General features: G+C 44.8%; 20 protein-coding genes and 1 other RNA gene. 11 read left to right on the forward strand and 10 right to left on the reverse strand.

The features are described 5' to 3' along the window. The first annotated feature begins 13 nt into the window (after positions 1-13). Both OEU88_RS15515 and OEU88_RS15520 read left to right on the forward strand, forming a co-directional pair. Positions 14-976, forward strand: coding sequence for a TIGR00341 family protein (locus OEU88_RS15515; RefSeq protein WP_262696124.1), 963 nt, complete (start codon positions 14-16; stop codon positions 974-976). A gap of 210 nt (positions 977-1,186) precedes the next feature. Next, positions 1,187-1,435, forward strand: coding sequence for a hypothetical protein (locus OEU88_RS15520; RefSeq protein WP_262696125.1), 249 nt, complete (start codon positions 1,187-1,189; stop codon positions 1,433-1,435). Positions 1,436-1,577: 142 nt separating this feature from the next. Here the strand turns inward: OEU88_RS15520 and OEU88_RS15525 are convergent, their stop codons facing one another. From OEU88_RS15525 to OEU88_RS15535, 3 genes are read right to left on the reverse strand one after another with little or no spacing between them, the layout of a single operon-like run. Then, complete coding sequence (locus OEU88_RS15525; RefSeq protein WP_262696126.1) at positions 1,578-2,495, reverse strand: 50S ribosomal protein L11 methyltransferase; 918 nt, start codon at positions 2,493-2,495, stop codon at positions 1,578-1,580. Positions 2,496-2,512: 17 nt separating this feature from the next. Beyond that, positions 2,513-4,933 carry an ATP-dependent helicase gene (locus OEU88_RS15530; protein ID WP_262696127.1) on the reverse strand — a complete coding sequence of 807 codons (2,421 nt, stop codon included), beginning with the start codon at positions 4,931-4,933 and terminating at the stop codon, positions 2,513-2,515. 60 nt (positions 4,934-4,993) lie between these two features. After that, positions 4,994-6,799 carry a chloride channel protein gene (locus OEU88_RS15535; RefSeq protein WP_262696128.1) on the reverse strand — a complete coding sequence of 602 codons (1,806 nt, stop codon included), beginning with the start codon at positions 6,797-6,799 and terminating at the stop codon, positions 4,994-4,996. Between the two features lie 176 nt (positions 6,800-6,975). Here OEU88_RS15535 and OEU88_RS15540 point away from each other — a divergent pair, with 176 nt between their 5' ends. Then, entirely contained in the window at positions 6,976-10,377 is a 3,402-nt protein-coding gene (locus tag OEU88_RS15540; protein WP_262696129.1) for an AsmA family protein, read from the forward strand. Here OEU88_RS15540 and OEU88_RS15545 read toward each other — a convergent pair. Next, positions 10,374-10,607, reverse strand: coding sequence for a ribbon-helix-helix domain-containing protein (locus OEU88_RS15545; RefSeq protein WP_262696130.1), 234 nt, complete (start codon positions 10,605-10,607; stop codon positions 10,374-10,376). The two genes, OEU88_RS15540 and OEU88_RS15545, sit on opposite strands and share 4 nt — an antisense overlap. Positions 10,608-10,682: 75 nt before the next feature. Here OEU88_RS15545 and OEU88_RS15550 point away from each other — a divergent pair, with 75 nt between their 5' ends. Then, a complete protein-coding gene (locus tag OEU88_RS15550; RefSeq protein WP_262696131.1) occupies positions 10,683-11,807 on the forward strand; it encodes a DNA alkylation repair protein in 1,125 nt (374 codons plus the stop codon). Positions 11,808-11,846: 39 nt separating this feature from the next. On the opposite strand, the gene OEU88_RS15555 is transcribed toward OEU88_RS15550, so the two are convergent. The 3 genes from OEU88_RS15555 to OEU88_RS15565 all read right to left on the reverse strand — a co-directional run bounded on the left by OEU88_RS15555 (position 11,847) and on the right by OEU88_RS15565 (position 14,637). Continuing rightward, a complete protein-coding gene (locus tag OEU88_RS15555; RefSeq protein WP_262696132.1) occupies positions 11,847-12,317 on the reverse strand; it encodes a GNAT family N-acetyltransferase in 471 nt (156 codons plus the stop codon). 92 nt (positions 12,318-12,409) lie between these two features. After that, entirely contained in the window at positions 12,410-14,020 is a 1,611-nt protein-coding gene (locus OEU88_RS15560; RefSeq protein ID WP_262696133.1) for a fumarate hydratase, read from the reverse strand. Positions 14,021-14,076: 56 nt separating this feature from the next. After that, positions 14,077-14,637: an SspB family protein gene (locus OEU88_RS15565; protein ID WP_262696134.1), complete on the reverse strand. Its 561-nt coding sequence runs from the start codon at positions 14,635-14,637 to the stop codon at positions 14,077-14,079. A gap of 322 nt (positions 14,638-14,959) precedes the next feature. Between OEU88_RS15565 and OEU88_RS15570 the strand changes: the two genes are divergently transcribed. Continuing rightward, positions 14,960-16,417 carry an MBL fold metallo-hydrolase gene (locus tag OEU88_RS15570; RefSeq protein ID WP_262696135.1) on the forward strand — a complete coding sequence of 486 codons (1,458 nt, stop codon included), beginning with the start codon at positions 14,960-14,962 and terminating at the stop codon, positions 16,415-16,417. Between the two features lie 118 nt (positions 16,418-16,535). Continuing rightward, positions 16,536-17,996 (forward strand): MBL fold metallo-hydrolase, encoded by a 1,461-nt coding sequence (locus OEU88_RS15575; RefSeq protein ID WP_262696136.1) that lies wholly within the window; start codon positions 16,536-16,538, stop codon positions 17,994-17,996. Between the two features lie 18 nt (positions 17,997-18,014). Here the strand turns inward: OEU88_RS15575 and ssrA are convergent. Further along, positions 18,015-18,388: a transfer-messenger RNA gene (ssrA, locus tag OEU88_RS15580) on the reverse strand. 85 nt (positions 18,389-18,473) lie between these two features. On the opposite strand from ssrA, the gene OEU88_RS15585 reads away from it, so the two are divergent. Beyond that, positions 18,474-18,932, forward strand: coding sequence for a BLUF domain-containing protein (locus OEU88_RS15585; protein ID WP_262696137.1), 459 nt, complete (start codon positions 18,474-18,476; stop codon positions 18,930-18,932). A gap of 18 nt (positions 18,933-18,950) precedes the next feature. Here the strand turns inward: OEU88_RS15585 and OEU88_RS15590 are convergent, their stop codons facing one another. Then, positions 18,951-19,853: a LysR family transcriptional regulator gene (locus OEU88_RS15590; protein WP_262696138.1), complete on the reverse strand. Its 903-nt coding sequence runs from the start codon at positions 19,851-19,853 to the stop codon at positions 18,951-18,953. Positions 19,854-19,951: 98 nt separating this feature from the next. Here OEU88_RS15590 and OEU88_RS15595 point away from each other — a divergent pair, with 98 nt between their 5' ends. The 4 genes from OEU88_RS15595 (at position 19,952) to OEU88_RS15610 (ending at position 24,152) form a co-directional block, all read left to right on the forward strand. Next, the gene (locus OEU88_RS15595; RefSeq protein ID WP_262696139.1) at positions 19,952-20,773 is read left to right on the forward strand and encodes a sterol desaturase family protein; all 822 of its coding nucleotides are present in this window, start codon (positions 19,952-19,954) and stop codon (positions 20,771-20,773) included. Between the two features lie 95 nt (positions 20,774-20,868). Further along, positions 20,869-21,663 (forward strand): thymidylate synthase, encoded by a 795-nt coding sequence (locus tag OEU88_RS15600; RefSeq protein WP_262696141.1) that lies wholly within the window; start codon positions 20,869-20,871, stop codon positions 21,661-21,663. Positions 21,664-21,729: 66 nt separating this feature from the next. Then, entirely contained in the window at positions 21,730-23,646 is a 1,917-nt protein-coding gene (locus OEU88_RS15605; RefSeq protein WP_262696142.1) for an ATP-binding protein, read from the forward strand. Positions 23,647-23,654: 8 nt separating this feature from the next. After that, the gene (locus tag OEU88_RS15610) at positions 23,655-24,152 is read left to right on the forward strand and encodes a dihydrofolate reductase (protein WP_262696143.1); all 498 of its coding nucleotides are present in this window, start codon (positions 23,655-23,657) and stop codon (positions 24,150-24,152) included. Here the strand turns inward: OEU88_RS15610 and OEU88_RS15615 are convergent. Next, entirely contained in the window at positions 24,149-25,255 is a 1,107-nt protein-coding gene (locus OEU88_RS15615; RefSeq protein WP_262696144.1) for an Mrp/NBP35 family ATP-binding protein, read from the reverse strand. The two genes, OEU88_RS15610 and OEU88_RS15615, sit on opposite strands and share 4 nt — an antisense overlap. Positions 25,256-25,309: the final 54 nt, after the last annotated feature.

Raw genomic sequence — 25,309 nt, forward strand, 5'->3', positions numbered from 1 at the left:
GAAGGGGGTTTCTGTGGCTCTTAAAATGCTTCAAGTGATTGCACCAACAGCTACGGCAGCCAGCTTGCAGAAAATTGCAGACCGAGACGGTGCTGTTTCATTTCACAAACAATGTGAAATTGATGATGATCACGCAGTGTTCCACATGCTTACAAGCGCGAATACACGCCAACAGATTATTGATGCACTGCAAGAATTGCTGAAAACGTCACCCCGGTGTCGCATTAATATTATCCCTGTGGATACAACTGTTCCGTCGATTGATGTAGACTCGCAATCTGATACGCGTGAAGAACTGAATGCAAAAATGGCAAGCGGCGCCAATCTGGATTTTAACTATTTGCTTTTGACATTTCTTTCGACGCTTGTGGCTTTGATCGGGTTGTTGCAAGACAACATTGCAGTTGTGATTGGCGCGATGGTGATTGCGCCGTTTCTGGGGCCCAATCTTGCTTTTGCATTTGGTACGTCACTTGGTAAACGCCCACTGATGTTCTATGCGTTTAAAGCGGGTGTGGCAGGTGTAAGTTTAGCAGTTTTGCTTTCATACGGTTTTGGCTGGGTGTGGGGTACCGTGCCAGACAGTAGCGAATTGCTTAGCCGAACAAATATTGGTTTGGACGGTGTTGCCCTTGCGGTCGCGTCAGGTGTCGCTGGTGTGTTATCATTAACTTCTGGCCTTTCCATGACACTGGTTGGTGTAATGGTGGCGGTTGCTATATTACCGCCAGCGGCAACTTTTGGGTTTATGCTTGGTGCAGAAGAGTGGAAAATGGCTTATGGCAGCTTTCTACTGCTTTCGGTTAATATTGTGTGCGTTAACCTATCAGGCCTGTTGGTTTTCCTAGCCAAGGGTATCAAGCCACGTCGGTGGTTCGAGAGGCGAATGGCGAAGCCTTATGTGCTCGGCGGTATCGCTGTATGGAGCGTGTTACTGCTTCTATTGTTATTTGCCATCGGTAATCCCATTATCTGAAATTATAGCAACAGATTTTCTTCTATTGTGTATTCAACTAAATATAACGAGCCTGTGATAGCTTACGTGATGAGGTATGCATTTTATGCATGGCTCTGTTGTGGTTTTAACCTCTACTCGCCGCAGATGATTGTCCATATATATCTCCCTGTCAGCAGATAAAGCCGACGGTAATAAGTATATAATAATTCAGCGATTTTGGAACGAACAATGGCACACACAGTAGAGACAATTGAACTAATCGAAAGCTATTCATTCATGGGTTTATTGGCAACAAAAGGTCAAATCCCAGGCGTGGAAGGCACACCGATTGCAGAAGAACAACGCGCAGTTAACAAATTGTTTGAAGTTGTTGGCACGAAGAAAACAAAGCCAGCTTTCTCGTTTAAAATCGTTCGCCCGCTTAGCTGGGGCAAATTTAGCACATCAAACAATGCAAGCGGTGCATTTGCCCATTAAGCTTAAAAGCTATCAGTAAATATTATTAAGCTCGTTACTTCATGTAGCGAGCTTTTATTATGTTTGTTTCAAGCTGTGCAAACGTAGCTTTGTTTAAGCTCGAGTAACAGAAATTGCTTTTACCAAGCGCGTACTGATTGAATTATGCGCGCTTTAGATAAAGCGCTGTCCAATCGCCTTGTTCAACTGCATCAATCAAAGACATGCCTTTGCTCTCGTATGCTGCGAGGACATCTTCTTTTTGAGTAATCAGTAATCCGGATAAAATGAGCTTACCGCTTCTTGCCGTTGCATCAATAATATCCTGCGCCATGGTAATTAGAGGGCCGGCAAGAATATTAGCTACGATTAAATTATAAGGTGCTTTACGCTGCAAAGCATCATCCTTCAATCCATCAGCAACAATAAGGTAGATTCCGTCTTCATTGGGGCCGCCGGTGTTTTCTAAAGCGTCGTTAACGCCAAGATTTAAACGCGTTACATCAATAGCAATAGGGTCAATATCTGTGGCCGTAACAGTTGAACTTGGCCATAATTTGGCTGCGGCGAGTGCTAACACGCCTGTACCAGTGCCTATATCAAGCATGTTATCTGGTACATCCGACTGACCAATCTTATCAATGAGCTTTAAGCAAGCCGATGTTGTTTCATGTTTGCCTGTACCGAAAGCTTGCCCTGCATCAATTTGAAGGTTGATGAGTTTTGGGTCTCGCTTATCTGCATCATGACTGCCAAATACCAGGAAACGACCTGCGCGAACAGGAGCAAGCAGTTTTTGGCTTTCGCTTACCCAATCCCGGTCCTCAATGGGTGTAAGTGTATATGTCCAACCTTCCAATCCCGCGTGGGTTAGTACTGCATCAATAAAGGCGGTGTCAGCTTCATCAGTAAAATAAACGTCAACCTGCCATAATGGGCTGTCATCTTGTTCAAATGAGGAAGAGGTTGGTGGGAAGATACCCTGCATTTCCGCGATAACTTCAATGCTGGTTTCAAGCGCTTCTGATTTTTCTCGTGGTAATTGGCCCGAAAGGCACCAGCCTGTATTCTCTTGCGTCATTATCGTGTCCCTGTTCTTTAGGCTGGCGTTATAAAGCGATCAACAACGCGCTTGGTACCGGCTTTCTCGAAAGCGACCAAAAGTTTGTTCCCTTCAACATCTTCGACAATGCCATAGCCGAATTTATCGTGGAACACACGTTCACCAACGGCAATATTGCTGACAGTTTCAGGTTTGCTTGCGGGTTTGGATATTGTTGGCATATCAATGGTTACATTGCTGCGCTTCTTGCGTGCAGCACGTTCACCGTAACTTTGTCTTGGATCATAGCGCGATTGTGTTTGGTTGTCTTGGAAACGGCTTTTTGCCCGCGACCACCCGGGTCCATATTTGTCACCGCCTGATGTGTAATAACCTTCGTCTGACCATTCATTATCACCCCAGCCGCCACGTGTAGGTTTGTTTCCGTAAAGCCCTTGAGATGCTTCCATCTCAATATGATCTTTAGGTAGCTCTTCGATAAAGCGACTAGGTAGGCTTGATTGCCATTGACCAAAAATCTGACGGCTGCCTGCATAATAAATATGTGCGCGTTGTTTGGCACGGGTAATGCCGACATAAGCAAGACGGCGTTCTTCTTCTAACCCTTTTGCTCCTGCTTCATCGAGTGCGCGTTGATTAGGAAACACACCTTCTTCCCAGCCCGGCAAGAAGACATCATTGAATTCCAGACCTTTTGCGGCATGCAAAGTCATTAGTGATACTTTTTCATTGCTGCTGTCCTTATCATTGTCCATCACAAGGGCAATATGCTCAAGGAAACCGGCAAGGTTTTCGAAATCACCCATGGCAGAAACAAGTTCTTTAAGGTTATCCAACCTGCCGGGTGCGTCAGGTGATTTGTCATTTTGCCACATTTCAGTGTAACCACTTTCGTCCAGCATTGTTTCGGCTAGCTCGGATTGGTTGTGTGTGGAAAGCATGCTGCGCCAGCGGTCAAAGTCATTCATGAGTTGCGAAAGTGATTTTCGTGCAGCAGCTCTTAGGTCGTCCAACTCCAAAATTTGTTGTGCGGCGCGAGTCATTGATATGCCGTGGCTACGAGCCAAATGATGGATCTTTTGCACAGTTGTTGTGCCGAGTCCTCGTTTTGGAACATTGATAATGCGTTCGAATGCTAAGTCGTCGTCCGGCTGGGCGATAACACGAAGGTAAGCCATTGCATCACGTATTTCGGCGCGCTCGTAAAAGCGAGGGCCACCAATAACACGATATGGCAAGCCGAGTGTGATCATCCGTTCTTCAAACTCACGTGTTTGAAAACCAGCTCTTACCAGTACGGCAATTTCACTGAGCGAGCAGTCCTTACGCTGTAAGTTTTCTATATCATCACCGATAGAACGCGCTTCTTCCGGAGCATCCCACACACCTTTAACTTCAACCTTTTCACCGTTGTCAGCGTCAGTCCATAGTGTTTTCCCTAACCGACCTTCATTGGCGGAAATCAAAGCAGATGCAGCTGCCAAAATGTGTCCGGTAGAGCGGTAGTTTTGTTCAAGGCGAACAACCTTTGCTCCGGGAAAATCTTCGGAAAAACGCAGAATATTGCCAACTTCTGCACCGCGCCAACCATAGATGCTTTGATCATCGTCACCCACACAGCAAATATTGTGATTAGCCTGAGCAAGCAGACGTAGCCAAAGGTACTGTGCCACGTTGGTATCTTGATATTCGTCCACAAGGGTGTAGCGAAACTGGTTATGATACTCTTTCAACACATCGGGTCGTGTCTGGAAAAGTGTGATGACATGCATCAACAGGTCACCAAAATCGCAGGCATTCAGTATTTTAAGGCGTGCTTGATAAGATGCATATAGTTCGTTACCCAGACCATTTGCAAAAGCATATGCTTCGCCTTGTGGCACTTTATCTGGTGTTAAAGCCCGGTTTTTCCATCGATCTATGAGGCCAGCCAATGCGCGAGCAGGCCAGCGTTTATCGTCAATGTTTTCGGCTTGAATTAGTTGTTTTAACAACCGCATCTGATCATCTGTATCCAGAATGGTAAAGTTCGATTTTAGCCCGACAAGCTCTGCATGCCGTCTGAGAATACGCACGCAGATGGAATGGAACGTTCCAATCCACATACCTTCAACGGGTCGCCCCATTACGCGTGCGACACGGTCTTGCATTTCCTTGGCTGCTTTGTTGGTAAATGTCACAGCCAGCACATTCCAGGGCGCGGCACGCCCGGTTGCCATTAAATGCCCAAGGCGCGTTGTAAGCACACGCGTTTTTCCAGTGCCTGCACCAGCCAAAACCAATACAGGGCCATCGGCAGCCAGAACTGCTTCTTTTTGTGGCTCATTAAGGCCATCAAGGTAAGGTGGTTCAGCAGCATTTGAAGAATGCGTTGGTTCTGCATCAAACGGTGCATCCTGTGGCAGATGCACAGGCGGTTCTTCGTTTAAGTCATCAAGGTCAAATGGATCATTCATAACTCGCTACATAGCATCGTTGGCATGCATGGCAAACAGAAGGATGCCTGATTAATTAAATCATTTACCAGTTCGGCCTAATCGCTGGTCCTGACCTTGTGTTTCCAGCAATGCTCGATTGTATTGTTTCATTACATCACGGTGTTTTATCAACCCAACCACAGTCTTGTCTTGCGTTGGTGAAATAACAGGCAATGCATCCTCGCCGCTAGCATCCAGGCGGTGGAGAGCAATCTCAAGTGCATCAGTAGTTTTTACGATGAAAGATGGTTCTCGTGAAAACTCGCTCGCATGTCTTTCACTGGCACTTCCGTCTTCGAATAAAGAAGTTGGAATTTGCCCCAGTGACAAAACACCTGTTAGTTTTCCAGTGTCATCAGTGACAATAAGGATACCACCACTTTGTGCGATTAGCAGTTCCCTTGCCTTTTGAACGGTTTCTGTGCCTTGAATCGTGAAGAAATCACGGCTCATATGTTGACCGATTGTCGCTGACTTTAGAAGGTATGTTGCTTTTCCTCCTTCGAGGCGGACGCCGCGATTTGCAAGCTGCATCAGGAAAAAAGAACGTTCGTAAAACAAGCTTGTCACGATGCTGGCAACGGCAGATGCAATCATGACTGCAATGGTTACGTTGTAATCACGTGTAATTTCAAAAACGATAAGCATTGTGGATATGGGCGCGCCGAGTACAGCAGATGCAACAGCCCCCATGCCTACAATTGCATAAAGGCCTGGTGTTGATGCCAGCGCGGGGAAAAGACTTCCTGCAATAATGCCAAAGCTGCCGCCAAGCATTGCGCCTATGAATAACGATGGACTGAAAATGCCGACACCAAAACGCCCAGCATACGAAATGATGGCAGCAACAATTTTTATCAAGATTAACGGCAAAAGTAAGCTGAGTGCATACTCTCCGTTAAGCGCACGACTTGTAGCCTCATACCCGATACTGAGAATTTCTGGGTAGGCGAGGGCAATTGTACCGATTAATAGCCCGGCTATCCCGGGCTGTAGCCAGTATGGAATACGATCAAATTTTACACGAAGTTTGTCCGCCCAGTTGAGACCAGACATAAAAATCACAGCTACTAATGCGGAAACAATACCGAGCAGGAAAAATGCGGGAAACTCCCAAAAGCTGGTGATAAAATATTCAGTTGTGTGGAAAGCCGGGAAATTTCCGATGTGAATGCGGCTAACAACAGTGCCGGCAATAGCTGCGATAACGATAGGTGCAAATGTATGCAAGGCATAATGACCGATTACGATCTCAAGCGCAAAAAACACGCCTGCAATTGGGGCATTGAAAGATGCCGACACGGCGGCCGCTACACCGCATCCCAATAATATCCGGCCCGATGCAGGGTTTAATCTTAATTTTTTGGTGATGGCTGAGGCCAGTGTGGCCCCCAGGTGCACAGCAGGGCCTTCACGACCCATAGAAGCACCAGATCCCAATGAAACAATGGTTGCCGCTGCGCTAATTAACCCATCCCTTAAGCCAAGGTTGTTTTCGTTGATAGCAGCCGCTTCAATCACACTAGCAACACCGCTAGTTTGTCGGCTTTTGTGAAATGTCAGTAACAACCCAACTAGCAAACCACCGATGGTTGGTACAAAAAGCAGATGCCACCAATCAAGGCTGCTGGCGCCGGTTGCCAGAATTTCCTCGTCAACACCAAACGAGAATTTGAGCAGTGCACTGATCAATACATATAAAGCAATGGCGCCGTAGCCAGCGACAGTGCCAACCAAAACAGCAAGTAGGGTAATAGTACCAAACCCATACGCCCCTGTGCGGAACATTCTTGCCCGAGCACTGCGAATAAAACGCTGGATTGTTAAATGCTTGTTAGCAGGCATGAATATCCTTGTTAGTCTTGCATGCGAACAGTTGATTATTATATCGCAAGTGTTCAGCTTAGACTTGAATCTTTAAAAGGTTAAGTGCAAATCTGCCGTATCTTTGCCCATATTCGCATGTTATTTGAATATGTATTCGTGAATGGTTAATTGGCGATTTCGCGCGAAGGTGTAGAATGCAAAAAAGAACTATTTCTTATTTCTTCTTTGGGTTGATGACAGCGCTTATTATTGCGACGTCTGCGGTACTTTATATCGTGGATTGGAATCAATACCGGGATACATTTGCACAGCTTGTGAGTGATCGCCTTGGTGTGCGTGTGGAATTGGCTGGTGATCTTGGATTGCAGTTACTGCCCAGACCATCTCTTACAGCGCGAGCAATAAGACTTTCGCCGTTACAGACACAGTTTAATGATACGATAGCGACCGCAGACCGTATTGATATGCGCCTTGGGTTGAGTGCAGCCCTCTCTGGTAATATAGAGCTTCAAAGCCTTTCATTAGAAGGTGTTTCAATCAACCTTGTAGAAACCAGTTCTGGCTGGCGCGTGCGTGGTTGGCCGGAAGTAGAGACATTAGAAAGTACAAGCTCTGAAGGCGATGATAGTACAAACCTTGCATCTATTAATCGTTTTCAACTTGAAAACAGTACAATTGTAGCAACACGTATTGATGGCTCAAATGTTACACTAAATCAGATCAATCTGAATTTATCCGGTGACCTGCCTGTAGGCCCTGTTGATTGGGATGGCAGCATGATTATTGCTGGTGAACCGTTATCTGTTTCAGGCCGTGTTGTGCCGGTGCGTACACGTGATGAAACATCTGTTCGCAGTGAGATAAAGGTTGCTGACTCGTCTATTGAATTTTCTGGCCGTATTAACCCTAAAGGCAATGTGACAGGCCGGATGAAAGCGGAAGGGACAAGTGTCAAAAACCTGGCAACATTTATATCACGAACGATGAACGCTGAAGCGCCTGAGTATATCCCTGATACACCGTTTGCTCTTGATGTTCAGTTTGATCGTGAAGGTGATATTAGCCGTATCGTTTCGCGTCAGTTTTCTATTGCGGAAACGCGCGGTGTGATTGATATGACAATCGCAGAGAAAAACCAAGGTTATCACCTGACCGGAACAACAACGTTGGGCGTGATTCAGCTGGATGACTATCTGGTTGCTAATGACGCGCCACTGACGGTTACTCCTTCATCTAATAGCAATCCAGAAAATGCAGAGTCTGGTCAATCACTATCAGTTACAGGTGCTATTGATATTACAGTCGAGGGTGTCGAATATAAAGGTGGATTAGTACAGCAAATAAATGCAGTTGTAGGTTTTGATGGAAACGCGCCGTTTTTGTCACAATTTAGTGCCTTGTTGCCCGGGGCTTCTCGGCTAGCTTTTGCTGCTACAGGTAATCAAACAGCAGGCCGTGTTACTTTCCAGTCAGGCCGATTACCTGAGATGTTCAAATGGCTGGATATCCCGCTATCTGACGCCGTGCCGTCTGGCCGGCTTACGACGGCTGACCTGAGTGCTGATATGCAGGTTTTAGATGAAAACTGGAGGCTCACTAATGTTATTGGGAGCGTTGATACATCTAACATTGCAGCCACTTTTTCAGGTAGTACTGCGCCGTTTTCATTAGGTATAGCCGCAATAGAGGTTGATCAGCTAAATTTGGATGCCTATTGGCCTGAGCCACAGCTTCCATCAGCAACTGAAGGTAATTCAGAACCATTCCCGGATTTTGAAATCACATTAAAAGTTGGTTCATTACAGTGGCTGCACCGTACGTTTTCAGGATTGACTACGCATATCCTAGCTTCAGGAAATGAGCTAGCTGCGCGTAACTTCTCTGTTAATCATGAAGAAGGTATGTTGGCAGGTACCTTAAGCCAAGACGCAAATGAAAACATTGCTGGTCGCATCACTTATAGCAAGTGGCGCTACCCGATCATTGGTGCGCTATCTCCGCAAGGTGGTGTTGTATTAGATGGATTTGCAGGCAGGGCTCCCATAACAGGTTCAATAACGCTGAACGGCCCTCTTGATGCCTTGCAAACTCAAATAGTGGCAGATGCAGGTGTTAACAAAGCTGCTTTCTCAGGAGCAATCGGCGTTGGTGAGCCATTCAAATTTGATCTGCAGGGTACACTGGAACATTATAATGCCTTCGCTTTAGCAGCGGCAATCCCTGACTTTCAATCACCACAGGGCATTTTACCTATTACGCTTAATGTTAATGCAAATGGTTCGGTGGATGCTTTTACTTTTCGTGCGAACGGGCAGGCTGCTAGTCATCAGCTTGATGTTTCCGGTAATTATGAAACAAGTAAATCGAGCCTAGATTTTTCCATGAACATGCCATCAGGCATGAGTGCTGAGTTGCAACAGGTTGCAGGCGCATATGCAGGTTTTCTTGACGAACAAAAACCAAGCCGGGTTCGCTTTATATTAGATTATGCCGAGAATGATATTTCAGTATCGAACATTGATGTAAGCAATGGTGCAATGCGTGTTAGTGGCATGACGAGACTACAAGGCGACATGATTGAAGGTGATTTAGCCCTTAGTAATATAGATGTTGACCAGATCCTTGATCAAATTAATACGCAAAGCGATGATGATTCTGAAAGCCTGAGTGGCACAGTTGCTCTAAATATTGATAATCTGACATTGTTCGGTCAAAGACTGGATGCCCCAACTGCTTCATTAATACTGGGACAAAACGTAACAGAGGTGAGGCTGGGAGATAATGCCAAGCTGAATAATCAACCAGTAACAGGAACAATGAATTTGGCCGATAAGGCAGCCTCTACAATAGCCATAAAGTCGGCTGTATTGGATGCAGGTAAACTGTTGTCAGCCGCAGGGGTTACTGGAAGTGTTTCCGGGCTGATCTCGACGGACATAAATTTAACAACACTAGGCGGTACGCCGCGAGAAATGATGGCTAGTTTATCTGGTGATGTAACCTTTAATGGCGGTGCGGGGTCTATGTATTTTATGGCAGTGCCTAAAATCGTTGAATCGCTAACATCTTCAGGCAGTAAAACAGGCTTCTTACGTTCTATTGGCGGCCTTCTTCGCTCTGGAACGACCGGTTACACTAATCTTAGTGGTTCATTACGATTTGATGGTGGCGTTGCGTTAATCGATGAAATTGTTGCCTCAGGAGATTGGGGGCGCTTCAGTGTTGAAGGGCAGGCAAACCTACTAGATGATTTGCTTAATATGAAGGGCTCGCTTGATCTTACAAGCCCTCAGGATGTACCTGCTATTCCTGTTGTTTATCAAGGAAGTTTAACGTCACCGACAACCAACTGGGCTAGTAGCGCTCTTGAGCGCTTTGCTATTGCGGGTATTCAACGTCGCTTGCGGTCTGAATTGTTTGGCGATTTTGAAAAGGCGCAGACAGAAAATGGTGAAGTGCAAACTGCAGACCCTGGCTCAGCAGTGATCGGTGCAGCGTTCGGGCTGTTGACTAAACTTCGCAATGCTCAAGAAGAGAAGAAGCGGCAAGAGGCCGAGGCGCAAAAGGAAACGGAAGATAAGCCAGATAATAACTAAGGTTTTATTTGTTGCTCAAGGTTTTGCATGACAAAAGCGCGTATCGCACCCGATAGAGACCCGTTTCTGGCTTCATCCAACTGACGCACCAGCTCATTAATAGACATGTTTCTATTTTCTGCTGTTGTGCGCAAATGTCGCCAAAAGCATTTTTCCAAAGATATCGATGTCCTGTGACCGGCAATGGTCACGGAATGTTTTTGCAGCGTTGCATCATCAAGGTCATACATGCATAAGCTGTGGCATCTCGAATACCATATCGTCAAGGATAAGAATGCCGAGATATAATCGGCAAGGAAGTGTCAATGGAACCGTTTAAAGAATTAATGAATGCAGATGTAGCTAGAATGCTGGGTGCTATAATCAAAACGAAATATGCCGCATTTAACCAAGATCAATATGAAATGCATGCAATGAATGGCTTGGCCTCGCTAGAGTTTAAGGACCGGGTTATGCAGGTTGCAGATGCGTTTGATGCAACATTGCCTCAAGATTTTGATACCTTTGCTGAAATTATGCTGAATTGCCTGCATCCAAGTGAAGACACTAATGCAGATGGCATTAAGTTCGGCCCGGACGGTGTTTGTGGTTTTGCGATTTGGCCGCTAACAGAACTGGTGACGATCAGGGGGATAAATGAACCTGAAAAAGCGTTTGCTGTACTTAAGGAGCAAACAAAACGCTTTTCTTCAGAGTTTGCTGTGCGCCCTTTAATTGCGAAATATCCAGAAATTGCAATGGAAACGTTAATGAAATGGGCCGACGATGAAAATCGTCATGTGAGACGTTTAGCAAGTGAGGGTTCTCGTCCTCGGTTGCCGTGGGGTATCCGTTTAGATCAGTTTGTTAATGATCCGGCGCCTTTGCTTCCGTTACTTGAAAAACTGAAAGATGACCCAGATGAATATGTGAGGCGTTCCGTCGCTAATAATCTTAATGACATTGCAAAAGATCATCCGGCTGTTGTGGCGAACATAGCTGAAGCTTGGTTAAAGAATGCATCTAAAAATCGTCATCGGTTAGTGAAACATGCCTGTCGAACATTGATAAAAAGTGGTGATCAGCGTGTTCTCAGTGCATTTGGGTATAAGGCGGTAAAGCTGAATCAAGTTTCGTTTGAGATATTAACACCTACTGTAAAATACGGTGATGAGGCACTTGAGTTTGAACTCGTAATTTCAAGCGATGGAAAACCAACTAATCTAATGATTGATTATGCTGTACATTTTATGAAAGCAAATGGCAGCCTTGCACCTAAAGTGTTTAAATGGAAAGACCTTAAAGGCTTTGAAGATAAACAATTGAAGGCGCAGCGAAAGCATGCAATCAAGCCAATAACTACAAGAGTTTACTATCCCGGCAAGCATAAGGTAGAGATATTTATCAATGGTGTTTCAGCCGCAATAGCAGACTTTGAGTTGCAGATGTAAGTCTGCAAAGTAAGGTAGCTAAATGCTACTGTACTGGGGTTAATCGATTGTGTCAGGGATATCTTTTGGTGCCCATAAACACAAACCACGCGGGTTATAGTCAACACCCATCCGCCGGTACATATGTATAGTGCGGACACTGTCAGTGGTGATTGTCCACTTTACGTGTACATTTTCTGATTTTCCCAATTGACCGATGGCAAGTAACAGTTTCTTGCCTATACCGTGACCGCGCGCATCAGGGCTTACAAACAAGTCATCAATTTCAATCAAATTCTCGCCGAACCAGATGTGAAACCGCCGAAAATACGTAACAACACCTGCAATCACTCCGTCTAGTTCTGCAAGCAATATGGAGAATTGAGGGTTGTCACCAAAAGCAGCATTTGTGAACGTTGCTTCATCTATCTGCATATAGTCATCAAGACCTTCATGTATGGCAAGTTGGCGCACCAGTTTATAGGCTTCTGGCGCGTCAGCCTCTACGGCGGGTCTTATCATGTAACTCATATCATATGCCCCTTGAGTGCTGTGATATTTATATGACAAAGCACTAGTCTGCAGCACAAGAATGCCGCATCAGATCAGAGTTTATACCATGATTATAAATCTTTGAAGAAATCATTCCCTTTGTCATCAACAACGATGAATGCCGGGAAATTTTCAACATTAATTTTCCAAACAGCTTCCATGCCTAAATCATCAAAGTCGAGAACTTCAACTTTTTTGATATTATTTTGTGCAAGAATAGCTGCTGGACCGCCAATTGAGCCAAGGTAGAAACCGCCATTTTCTTCACATGCCTTGGTTACCGCACGAGAGCGATTACCTTTTGCAAGGCTGATCATACTACCGCCAAGTTTCTGGAAAGGCCCGACATAACTATCCATTCGGCCTGCTGTCGTAGGACCAAAGCTGCCAGATGCATAACCTTCAGGCGTTTTGGCAGGGCCAGCATAATAGATAATATGATCTTTGAAATATGACGGCATTTCTCCCCCATCTTCGATCATTTGTTGAATGCGGGAATGCGCAAGATCTCGCGCTACCACGATAGTACCTGTAAGAGACAACCTTGTTTTGATCGGGTGTTTGCTGAGTGTCGCCAGCATGTCTTCCATCGGTTGGTTTAGGTCGACTTGAACAACCTCGGTTGATAGGTCGTCGGCTCCAATTTCTGGAAGAAACTTCACGGGATCAGTTTCTAATGCTTCAAGGAAAATACCGTCTGCAGTAATTTTCGCTTTGGCTTGCCGATCCGCTGAGCATGATACGCCGATACCTACAGGCAGGCTTGCACCGTGTCGTGGTAGGCGAACAACCCGAACATCATGACAAAAATATTTGCCGCCAAACTGTGCGCCAATACCCATGTTTTGGGTCATTTTGTGGACTTGTTTTTCCATTTCTATATCGCGAAAGGCACGGCCAGACGCGTCGCCGCTGGTCGGTAGGCTGTCAAGGTATCGAGCAGATGCTTTTTTAACTGTTGCCAGGTTTTGTTCTGCGGACAAACCGCCAATCACGATTGCTAAATGGTATGGGGGGCACGCAGACGTACCTAGCGTTCTGATTTTTTCATCTAAAAAGGCAAGCATGCGGTCTTCGCGCAATGTCGCAGGCGTCTGTTGGAACAAGAATGTCTTGTTTGCACTGCCACCACCTTTGGCGAGAAACAGAAAGTGATATTCGTTACCTTTGTCCGCGTATATATCAATTTGTGCAGGTGTGTTGTTCTTCGTATTTGCTTCTTTGTACATTGAAAGCGGCGCCATCTGACTATAGCGCAGGTTTGTCTCTGTATACGTGCGCATAACACCCTTGGTTAAGGGGGCAGCATCGTCACCATCTGTCCAGACATATTGACCCTTTTTTCCAACAACAATGGCTGTTCCTGTATCCTGGCAACCAGGAAGAATGCGACCAGCAGCAATGTTGGCATTTTTCAGCAGCTCAATTGCAACGAAGCGATCATTATCGCTTGCTTCCGGGTCGTCTAGAATATTAGCGAGCTGCTGAAGATGTCCGGGGCGAAGAAGGTGTGCAATATCTGACATTGCTTGCGCGGTCAGCAATTCCAACCCTTCGTCTTCGACTTTCAGAATTTTGCGGCCATCAATCTCTATTTCTGACACATGTTCAGATGTGAGTTTTCTGTATGGCGTCTCGTCATCACCAAGTTGAAAGAGTTTTGAATAGCTCCAATCGGTCATCCTATGGATCCTGTCATTAGCGATGTATTATGTATGATAACTTAAGGCTTTGATTATCATTTTTTGCGAAAGGCATCTAATGTGACAACATTATTTGTGTTGTCTTCTTCAGCGTCTGCATCGGTTTTGTCGGGTGATTCAATGTTCTCTGAAGCATCATTTTCATCCAGAAACATCAAATCTTCTTCATCCTGTTCAGCAGAAGTATCATCCATAATATCAGGAATAGAAGGGGTTAACGATGTTTGCTCGTTACTGTCCTGATCATCGTGGAACTGAAGGGCAAACTGAACGCTTGGGTCAACAAAGCCGACAATTGCATCAAAAGGAATTTCAAGATGCTCGGGCTTTTGGTTGAACGATAAACCTATCTCAAAGCGATCTTCATGGACAGCCAGCCCCCAAAACTTATGTTGCAGTACGATTGTCATTTCGTCGGGAAAACGACTAACTAGCTGTGGCGGTATATTAACGCCCTCTGCTTGCGTTTTAAATGCAACATAAAAGTGATGATCACCCTGAAGGCCGTCTTCCGCTGTTTCTTTTAAAACAGTTTTAACGACATTTCTCAGTGCGTCCTGCACCTTCGCATCATAATCGATGTGACTTTCAGCCATTAGTGTTGCCTAACTTGTTTACATGCCTCGCGTTCTTATAACCGCTGCTCGGCGCTGCGTGAAGGCAAAAGATACATGTATTTAGATTTTTTAACTGACTGTTTACTGTATCAGCTTGTCTGGGTTTTTTGAGAAATAAGCCCTGATACAATATAACATTTTGTCGCATATGGAAATCTGCTTACCGCAATTGGTTTGTCTACCATACGTCTTACACTAACGTTTATAACTCAAGCAAAAAAACATCAACGTACTGTCATTCATTCGATTGAAACATGCGTGTGTTGGCTTGGAATAGCAACAAAACCAAGCGGGGAAGATAATGATTATCAATAAGTTATTAATGGGGGCGGCGTGTGGCTTGCTTTCAGCTAGCATCAGCCTTTCTGCTAATGCAGGTCAAACCGAAGATGCATTAATTGCAAAAATAGTCGCGGCATATGGTGGTGATGCATTGATCAATGCAAAAGCATTACGTATTCAAAATTCAAACAGGATTATCTCGGTAGGACAAAGCGCCAATCCTGAAGTTACTGATATTGCTATAAATAAGTCAGACTTGTTTGTAGATTTCGCAAATCGGCGCAGTAGTTTGGAAAATTGGAACGAGAATAGGGGGGGGACTTTCTTGAATCAGGCTGTGTTTGATGGCACTTCTGGCCATGCCTATAATCATTTGGCGAAAACTCGATCTGAAAACGCAGGCCTTACATTCTTTTCTGTTGGCGGCGGAACTATGCGAACGACTGATACAACACTTGTACGAATATTGCTTGAGAATCGCGATGCGGCAGTTAAAGGCGATGACGTCGTCCTGACTGGTAACGTGCATGAGACGCTTACCTTTCCTATGGAAGGCAGCCCTGATTTGACAATTTATGTTAATAAGGAAACAGGGCTTTTGACAAAAATGAGGCGTGAAAACCCTGTTGCTGGTGCCCTTGATTATGTCTTTTCGGCATATAAGAAATCTGACGGTGTTACATACGCCTCGCAGGCAGCTTTTTTGATTGCGGGTCAACCAAATACTCTAACTGTGCACCGAAAGCTTGAAGTTAACCCAAATTTAAATGGCGTATTTGTAGCCCCAGATGGTTACCGTGATCAGGGTGCTAATATTGATACATCAGAAATGCAGGTGCGTGAGCTTGCTGATGGTGTTTATTACGCGGGTCAAAACGGTGGGCATTCCATCTTCGTTGATGCTGGCGACCATTTCATTGCCGCTGGTGGTTATGCAGGATTAACAGCGCGTTTCGATGCAGTGAAAGAAGCTGCTGGTGTTGACAAGCCGCTGGGACAACAGATCGTTACGCACCAACATTCCGACCATATTGGTGGAATGGGTGAGGCTGCAACACTTGGCGCAAATTTTGTAACTGTGGAAAATCACGTGCGCCCAGTTCAGGCATCATTGAGTGAGCCATTACCTGATGACCGTATTACACTTGTTGACGGTTCCATGTCATTGGCTAACGGTGCAGTGGAAATATACGATATCGCCACAGCGCATGCAGATCACTATCTTTTGGTTTATCTGCCGGAGCTAAACCTCGTGTTTAGTGCAGATCATTTTAGCACAAACCTGCAAGAAGGTTTGCCGACCGCAAACCGTAATATGGTTACTTTCCGTGAAGCAGTTGAAGCTCTTGATCTTGATATTGATGGATTCTTGGGGGCCCATGGTACACGCCAGCTAACGATGGCAGACCTTAGAGCTGCTACCGAAGGATATACTGTCTCGGTTTGTCCTGTCAGCCGCGTTATCTGCGCCGATTAATCTGGCAGGAATAAAATCTAGCTAATTCTAGCTCATAAAGAGGCTCTTCGGAGCCTCTTTCTATGACTAATGTGTGCCAATAAAAACTTAATACTTTTGATCAAGAAAGCGACTGTCAATGAGAAGTCTGAAGATACTGGTTGTAAACAGTTTTTTACTTTTGATGGGGGCTATGACAGCCACGGCCGAAGGTGCTAAAGACGATGTGATAGATAGAGCAGTTGAAGCATATGGCGGCGAGAACTTCACAAATATGGACAATTTGATTATTGCAGACCGGTATAAAGGATTCCGGTTTGGTCAAAGTAACAGCCCAGATTTTGTTGATGCAGAAAGTTATGATGCACGCATCTCGGTAGATTTTGAAAACAAAAGAAAATCCTTTCAGTGGGTTACGGGACGAAAAGACGCATTTTCTGTACAGCATCAGGTCTTCGATGGCACAAGAGGTTTCAGACTGAATCGTACAAGCCGAACTATTACAGAAAATGCGAGCATTAATTTCGCCACTGTGGACCGCCAAGTTTCATACTTGCTTGACACGGTGCTTTTGAAACTGTTGGTCGAAGCACGTGGAGAAGCGAACTATTTAGGTAAGGAAAATTATCAAGGCAAACTGCATGATAAAATATCATTTCAAGCAGAAGGCTCTCCTGTATTGACGCTTTTTATTGAAGAGATGACAGGTCTTATCAGTGCAATGACACGGCCTCATTGGCGGGAAGGGTGGAATTTCGTCTATCAGTACAGTGACCATGAAGAAATAGACGGCATTGTTTTCGCGCAGGACACGTATGTAACGCGCGGCGGTCAACCATTTAACGTGCTGTTATCCCGGTCTATAACCATCAACAATGACTTGGAATCTGATTTTGTCCTGCCGACCGGTTATGCACAAGAAGCCGCCGTTCATGATTTCTCTGAAATGTCAGTTAAGCAGTTATCAGATGAGGTGTTTATAGTCGGTAAGGTCTGGGGTTTTTCAATCTTTATTGATGTGGGTGATTATTATGTTGCTTCTGGCGGATACAGTGGATTGAAAGAACGTTTCGAGGCGGTGAGGGGCTTTACAGGGCTTGAAAAGCCTTTGAAGTACCAGATTGTTAGTCATCATCATCTTGACCATTTAGGCGGCATGCAGGAAGCGGCAGAGCTTGGCGCAACATTCGTTACGGTTTCCAATCATGTTCAGTCCATTAAGAGTGAAATTACGAAAGCAGTGAAAGATGATGCTTTCATGTTAATTGATAAAGTCGCGAGCCTTGCAGGTGGTGCGGTTGAGATTTTAGATATTCCCAGTGGCCATACTAATCATGGCTTAGTCACATATGTTCCTTCGATTAAAACAGTATTTTCCGCAGATACTTTTCTCTCGCGGCAGATATCAGGGGCACCGTCCGGGTATGTTGGTCTGGATGAATTTCGTGCTGCGATTGCTGCGGAGGGTTGGGAAGTAGATCATTATGCTGCGGCGCATAGCGGGCGTGTTTTAACGGCTGCCGATCTTGATAGCGCCATCAACAACATATTAGACGAAGTATGCCCTACAAATTGGCGGCAATGTGAAAGATATAGATGATGATTATATAAAGGGTGAAGTGGGCCGTTCTGTTGCTAGGTGGCCCAACCCCCACCTGAAGGCGTCAACCCTCAGGAATTTATGTAAATGTAGTTTTCTATGACTGCTTACGCAGCGATAGCCAACTCGACGTCATTGTCGTTAGCATTTATCAAATTTGGTCCATTACGGCGGTAGCCTTGCCGAACGAAGAGCATACACTTTTCAATACACGTCGATCCTGGTTCGCCCCCATCAACAATAGTTACCTTAGAAATATACGATAACTACTCTTGGTGGAGGCGCCGGGCACTGCCCCCGGGTCCGCAATACTTACTAACTGCGCCGTTTATCGTCATAGCTGACAAGTCAGCAGTGCTTATATAGGCGCTGTGCCGTGTAATTTGAAGCTCTTTTGTGAGAAATCTACTTTGATGCAAATACGTTTTGTGTCACGTTCAATTTAACTTCTTTCTTTCAAGGGCCCGTGTCGTCATTATGATACACAATATTGTTTACATCAGTGCTGCAGTAAGGCCGTTTACAAGAGACGAATTAGCAAAACTGTTAAAGGAATGCCGGACCAACAATGAGAAAGAAGGCATTACCGGGTTACTAATGTATCATGACCAGCAGTTCTTTCAGGTTCTGGAAGGACCAGCCAATAAGCTGGAGAGCATTTACAAAAAAATAAGCTGTGATCAGCGTCACCGCGGCGTTCTTACCTTGCAAGAAGGGCAATCTGAACAGCGGCATTTTTCTCAATGGGAAATGGGTTTAGCTGAGATTTCTAATTTCAGCGACGCCTTTCAAGGGCAATTTGTTAATCTATGCAAACTCCATGAACATAAATCGTTTGAGGAGTTAAACAGTGACCCAATCGTTTCTATTTTTGCAAGAACATTTCTAGAAGATATTAGAGAATTCTGTAGTTTACTTGAGACTAGTCTCAAGTAAACGCATTGTTGAAGTTATCTAAAGCTGCTGCGCTAGCAACTCTTTACGTAACCAGATGTTGCTGGGCGTATCATTGAGTGTTTTGGGCCACCAAAGAAAAGCTTGAGCTTGTTCTTCAATGAAAGGCAGCTCTAATATTTTGATAGATAGAAGCGGTGCTAGTCTTTGAGCTAACAGACGAGGAACTGTGGCGATGAATTTGGTTTCGCTAACAGCAAAAACCAATCCGAGCATAGTGGAAATGGTAGTAGAAAAACGCCGTTCTATGCCTTTACTTTTTAACAAGAGTTCCAGCGGTGGTTCATCCAATCCTTCCGGACAATAGAGAATATGCTGTGCATTTATGTAATCATGTTTTTCAAGTGCAGTGTGCCCTTCACGGGCACTGTGTGCCGACGTGACGGCGACCAAATCTGAAGCGAACCAGGGCACACTCATTATTTTGGCATTGGTTGATGGCTGTAATTCCATTGCAGCGTGGATGCGTCCATTCTCAATCTCATGTGGAAAACCACGACCAAATCCCGGGCGTATGTCAATATGTACGTTCGGCGCTTTAGTGCTAAGTGTGTGCATCAATTTGGGTAAGATTAATGTTTCGCCCAGATCTGACATCATCAAAGTAAAAGTAGATGTATCTGTTCTTGCATCAAAAAGAGTGTTTCCTGTAACTGCTTTCTTGAGACCGTTCAGAGATGGTTCAATCAGCCCGATCATTTCTAAAGCACGCGGAGTAGGGATTAACCCGCGTTGCTCTCTCAGGAACAACTGATCACCCGTGAGGTCTCTTAAACGGCTTAACGCATGACTGACGCCAGATTGCGACATGCCAAGCTGGTTTGCCGCTTTGCTTACGGACCTTTCCCGCATTAAATACTGGAAGATAACGAGGAGATTGAGATCAATATTTCTAATATGCATGAAATACATATTACAATTTATAAATTTGAATTTCCAGCATGATTAATGCTCCTTTATCATACACCCATTGTTAAACAGGCTCTGTACAGGAGTAGGTGATGAATACAGCGTTAATTATCGGGTCGATATATCTATTCTTTGCAATTCTGGAACTGGCTATGGGGCGGTTCCTGAACCGCGATAAAACCACACCTGGGGACGTCTGGATCGAGGTGATCATGACGCTTTCATTGCCTGTTATTATACAACCACTGATATTCTTATCTGTAGGTTTTTTAATGCAAACATACGCACCGAATACTGTTGGCATGATAGGCGATTGGCCGTGGTATTTGATTTTACTTTGTTTCCTTGTCGGCGATGATATGACCCAGTATTGGTGGCATCGCCTAAGCCATGCCTTGCCTTGGCTATATAGTCTACATCGTGCGCATCATGATGTAGCGTATATGAGTGTGCGCCTCGTTTACCGCAATAGTTTAATATATTATATGTTCATGCCGGGTATTTGGGTTTCAGCGTTGCTTGTTACACTTGCGGGTGTTGAGGTTTATGCAGTGTATCTGATCGTTAAAATGACAGTGATTATTGGGGCACATTCCAGTGTGCCTTGGGATGAGAAGTTATACCAGAACCCGATTGGCGCGCGCATTATGTGGGTGGTTGAACGTGTTATTTCTACCCCGAGCACACACAGAATGCATCATGGCAGGCACTTATCGGACGGCGTTACTCATTATAAAGGTAATTACGGAAATTTGTTGTTCTTCTGGGATGTATTGTTTGGTTCTGCGCGAATAACGCGTGCTTATCCAGATGCATACGGTATCGAACATTTAAAACCTGTGCCGTGGTATCAGTTGGTGTTTACTCCGTTTAGGCGGCCTGAGCCTGACACAAATGAAATTGCAGCAGAATAATTGATGCTTGTTTCATATTTTATTGGCTAAATGTTGCCAGAACTTCGCAAACCTTATAGCAAGTAAGCAATGGCCAACGAGAGTGGAAGCATTACATGCAGCAATATTTGGATTTGCTAAGGACAATTCGTGAAAACGGTACTTTTAGAGGGGATCGTACAGGCACGGGGACATATAGTATTTTTGGCTATCAGATGCGATTTAATCTGGCAGATGGTTTCCCAATGGTAACTACTAAAAAGTTACACCTTCGATCTATTATTCATGAATTGTTATGGTTTATTGCTGGTGACACAAATATTAAGTATTTAAAAGATAACGGCGTATCAATTTGGGATGAATGGGCCGATGAAAATGGTGATTTAGGCCCCGTTTATGGCCATCAATGGCGCAGCTGGCCTACACCTGATGGCGCCACTGTTGATCAGATTAAAAACCTCGTAGACCAAATCAAAAATAATCCAAATAGCCGACGACATATTGTATCTGCCTGGAATGTTGCAGACGTTGATCATATGGCCTTGCCTCCGTGTCACTGCTTGTTTCAGTTTTATGTTGCGGATGGAAAATTGTCCTGCCAGCTATATCAACGTAGTGCGGATGTATTTTTAGGCGTACCTTTCAACATTGCATCTTATGCTCTGCTAACTCATATGATGGCACAGGTATGCGATTTGGAAGTGGGTGATTTTGTCCATACCTTTGGTGACGCACATTTGTATTCAAATCACATTGAGCAAACCGACCTACAACTTAGCCGTGAACCGCTTCCATTGCCAACTTTACATATTAACCCCGATGTTAGGGATTTGTTTGCATTTACAGGCGATGATATTCGGATTGATGGCTATACGTCTCACGCTCATATAAAGGCGCCCGTTGCTGTTTAAAGCATAAGTGGCTGAGAGTAATCGTATAGTTCAAAGTGTACGGTTATCGTCGGTTGAGGTGTTTTTTTGTCGTCTGCACGTCGCATTAGTAAACGGCAGCTTATTGCTGTTCTAACGGTGTTGCTAGTAGGGTTGTGTGTAACAGTTTTTCTGATGCGCAGCGCCTATTGGGCAGTTGTCGATGAGGCACGAGTGGAGTTTCGCACATCTTCAGAAATCTATCTTGATCGTATTAGTTCTGAATTGACCGAGGGTTTTGTGGCCGCTGAGGATTTTCAGTTTTATTTTTTTATTTCAGAAGATATTGCCCACGAACAATTTAGTGCATTTATTGACTCTTATACCGCGCTCAAAAAAAATAGGACGTTGCTGGCGTTACTGATCTCTGTCACTGGCGAAAATGACAGGCAGCGTGAATTCGCCGCCTTAAATAAGCTTGCGGATGAGACAGATTTTACATCATGGAACTTGGACGGGATAAATAATCGCAGCCTCAAAGACGACGAGGAGGCCTTTTACGTGAGGTTTCAATGGTCGGGAGATTTGGCAGACATAGAAGAGCTTGCAACCGACCTGATTGGGGCCGAAATTGGTCAATATAATGAATTAACATCGTTGATCAGAACAGCAATTAAATCGGGTCAAACACACGCTGCTTTGTTCACAGAATCTGGTGATATTATTTCTGATCACTTTGGTCAGTTTATTATTATTAGCCCTTTTGAAGTTGCGCCTTCAATTGAGCTATTTCTTTTACAGTCTATCGACCTTCCAGAATTACTGGATGATGTTGATAAGGTTATGAATGAAGAAGCCCAGTATGTTTCGTTTACCAAGGTGAACGAACTTAATGACTTGCCTATAGAAAAGCCTATTACGGTTACGATTGGTCCAAATGGTTTAGTTTCCAATGGCGACATTTCTATTTCGAATTATTGGACTTACCAAAAGGATGTCGATCTAGGGAATGCCAAGTGGCGTCTTGCCGTTCATGGTGCGCCTCAGTCATTTCCCATCACGTATAATTCTGTGATTATGGAGTTACTCACAGGCATTGGCATTACGTGTTTACTTACATACATAATATGGTTGCAGATGCAGCGTTCAAATCGTGTTGCAGATATTGTTGATCGCCGAACGCGCGCATTGCAGGAAGCGCATAGTGAACTGGAGAACCACTATCGTATGCTTCAGGAACTCAATGAAGACGTTGAGGAAGCGCGACTGTCTGCAGAAACCGCGAACATGGCAAAGTCGGAGTTTTTGGCGACAATGAGTCACGAACTCAGGACACCGCTAAACGCAATCCTTGGGTTTTCGCAATTGCTGGAAGATGAAACTCTTGGGCCTATTGGTGATACCCGATACAAAGAGTATGCTGCGGATATTCATAGCAGTGGTTCTCATCTTTTAAGTATTATCAACGATATACTTGACCTGGCTAAATTAGAAGCAGGGAAAGTTACAATAGAACGAAGGCCTCTTGAGGTCGTGGCGCTCGGCACTCATGTTGTATCGTTGTTACAACACCAAGCTGATGAGAAGAAAGTGACGTTAAGTTACGAGGTTGCAGATTACATGCCCGCATTCGTTATCGGTGATGAATTACGCTTGCGGCAAGTTTTGATCAATCTTGCGACTAATGCGATTAAATTTACCAATGAAGGCTCTGTGGTAATCAGATTCTTACTCAAGCCATTTAAAAATGGTCAAAGCGGCTGGGTTATGGAAGTGCAGGATACAGGCATTGGGATACCAGAAGAGAAGCAACTTGTTTTATTTGATCGCTTCACGCAGGTAGATACAGCACTTTCACGCCGGCACGGTGGTGTTGGTTTGGGGCTTGCTATTTGTCGTGAATTAGTAGATCGAATGGAAGGCATCATTAGTGTGCGTAGTATACAAAATGTGGGAACAACTGTTCGTGCGCAGCTACCGCTTAATGTTGCTGATCAAGCCGATGACGATAGTGCTTTCATCTAGGAGTATTCATGCTTTTTTCGATTATTGTCGCCACTGCACGTAACCGCGTGATCGGGAAAGATAACGCTTTGCCATGGCATTTGCCTGCTGATTTGAAGTATTTCAAAGCCACAACAATGGGGAAACCAATTGTTATGGGCCGTAAAACTTTCGAGTCGATTGGACGTCCGTTGCCTGGGCGGCAGAATATTGTGTTAACTCGTGATCCAAATTGGTCTGCGGAGGGTGTTACCGTTATCAATGATGTTAACGATATGACACGATCAATAACTGTTGCTGATGAAGTGATGATTATTGGTGGTGAACAGATATATGATTTGACGATGAATCATGTTGACCGCCTGTATGTTACCGAAGTTGAATGTGACGTGGACGGCGATGCGTATTTCCCGGCTATTGACAATGCAGTTTGGCAAGAAGCTTCACGAGAACGACATGCTGCTGATGAAAGAAATCCAGCATACAGCTTTGTCGTTTACAAAAGGTGTGCTGCTACTGCGGATTAATCAAGCTTCTTAATAATACTGCTTGCTATCGCGCGATACGCTTTTGCAGCAGTGCTTTTTGGCTGCTCAACCATGATTGGTTTACCACTATCAGCACTCTCTCTAATTACCATCTCCAATGGTATGCCGCCAAGGAAGTCACACTTAAGCTGCTTCGCTATGTCTGCGGCGCCGCCATGACCAAAAATATGGCTTTCACCTTCACAGTGCGGGCAAATAAAGCTGGTCATGTTTTCAACAATACCAAAGATAGGCACGTCCACTTTCTGGAACATTGCCAACCCCTTGCGGGCATCAATCAATGCCAGATCTTGCGGTGTTGAAACAATCACTGCGCCAGATAACGGGGCTTGCTGAACCATAGTCAATTGTACGTCGCCTGTACCGGGCGGCATGTCAACGACCAGTACATCCAAAGGCCCCCATGCTACATCTTTAAGGAGTTGCTGCGTTGCCCCCATTACACGTGGGCCTCTCCAAACTACGGGTTGGTCAACATCAATCAGAAAGCCAATGGACATTAGTTTGAGGCCGTATGCCTGCAATGGCTGCAAGATTTTATCTTTGGCTTCAGGTTTTTGCTCAAGGCCAACAAGCATTGGTAGTGAAGGGCCAAAAATATCTGCGTCTAACACGCCGACACTAAGCCCTTGTTCCTTTAGCGCTAACGCCAAGTTGATTGATGTCGTTGACTTGCCGACACCGCCTTTGCCACTCGCTACTGCTATAACGTGTTTTACGCCAGGAATTTCGGTGGGCGTTGGCGGTGCTTTTGTTGCAGGAGATAATGTCGGTGCTGGCTTTACTGGTCTGGGACCACTGGAAACCATTGACGGTTTTTCAACTGAGCTTGTCTGTTTTGTGGCGGATATGACAACATTCACTGCTTTTACACCGTTGAGAGCAGACAAAGTTGCTTCAACATGCGACCGAAACTCTTTCATGCCCTCTACCGGGGTGTCACCAAAATCCAGAACAACACCAACCTGATCATTATCCACAATAACGGCACTTATATAGTTAGATGAGCTCAAGTTGGTCTGTTTGCCGGGAATCGCAATTGCCTGAAGGGTATTTTCGACGTCTTTTTTGAGATCAGTCACTGTAAAAACCTCTTTTTAGTACGAATTTGCATGAAAATCAGCCTGTATCATTGC

This window comes from Kordiimonas aquimaris (genome assembly GCF_025574485.1).
Lineage (GTDB): Bacteria > Pseudomonadota > Alphaproteobacteria > Sphingomonadales > Kordiimonadaceae > Kordiimonas > Kordiimonas aquimaris.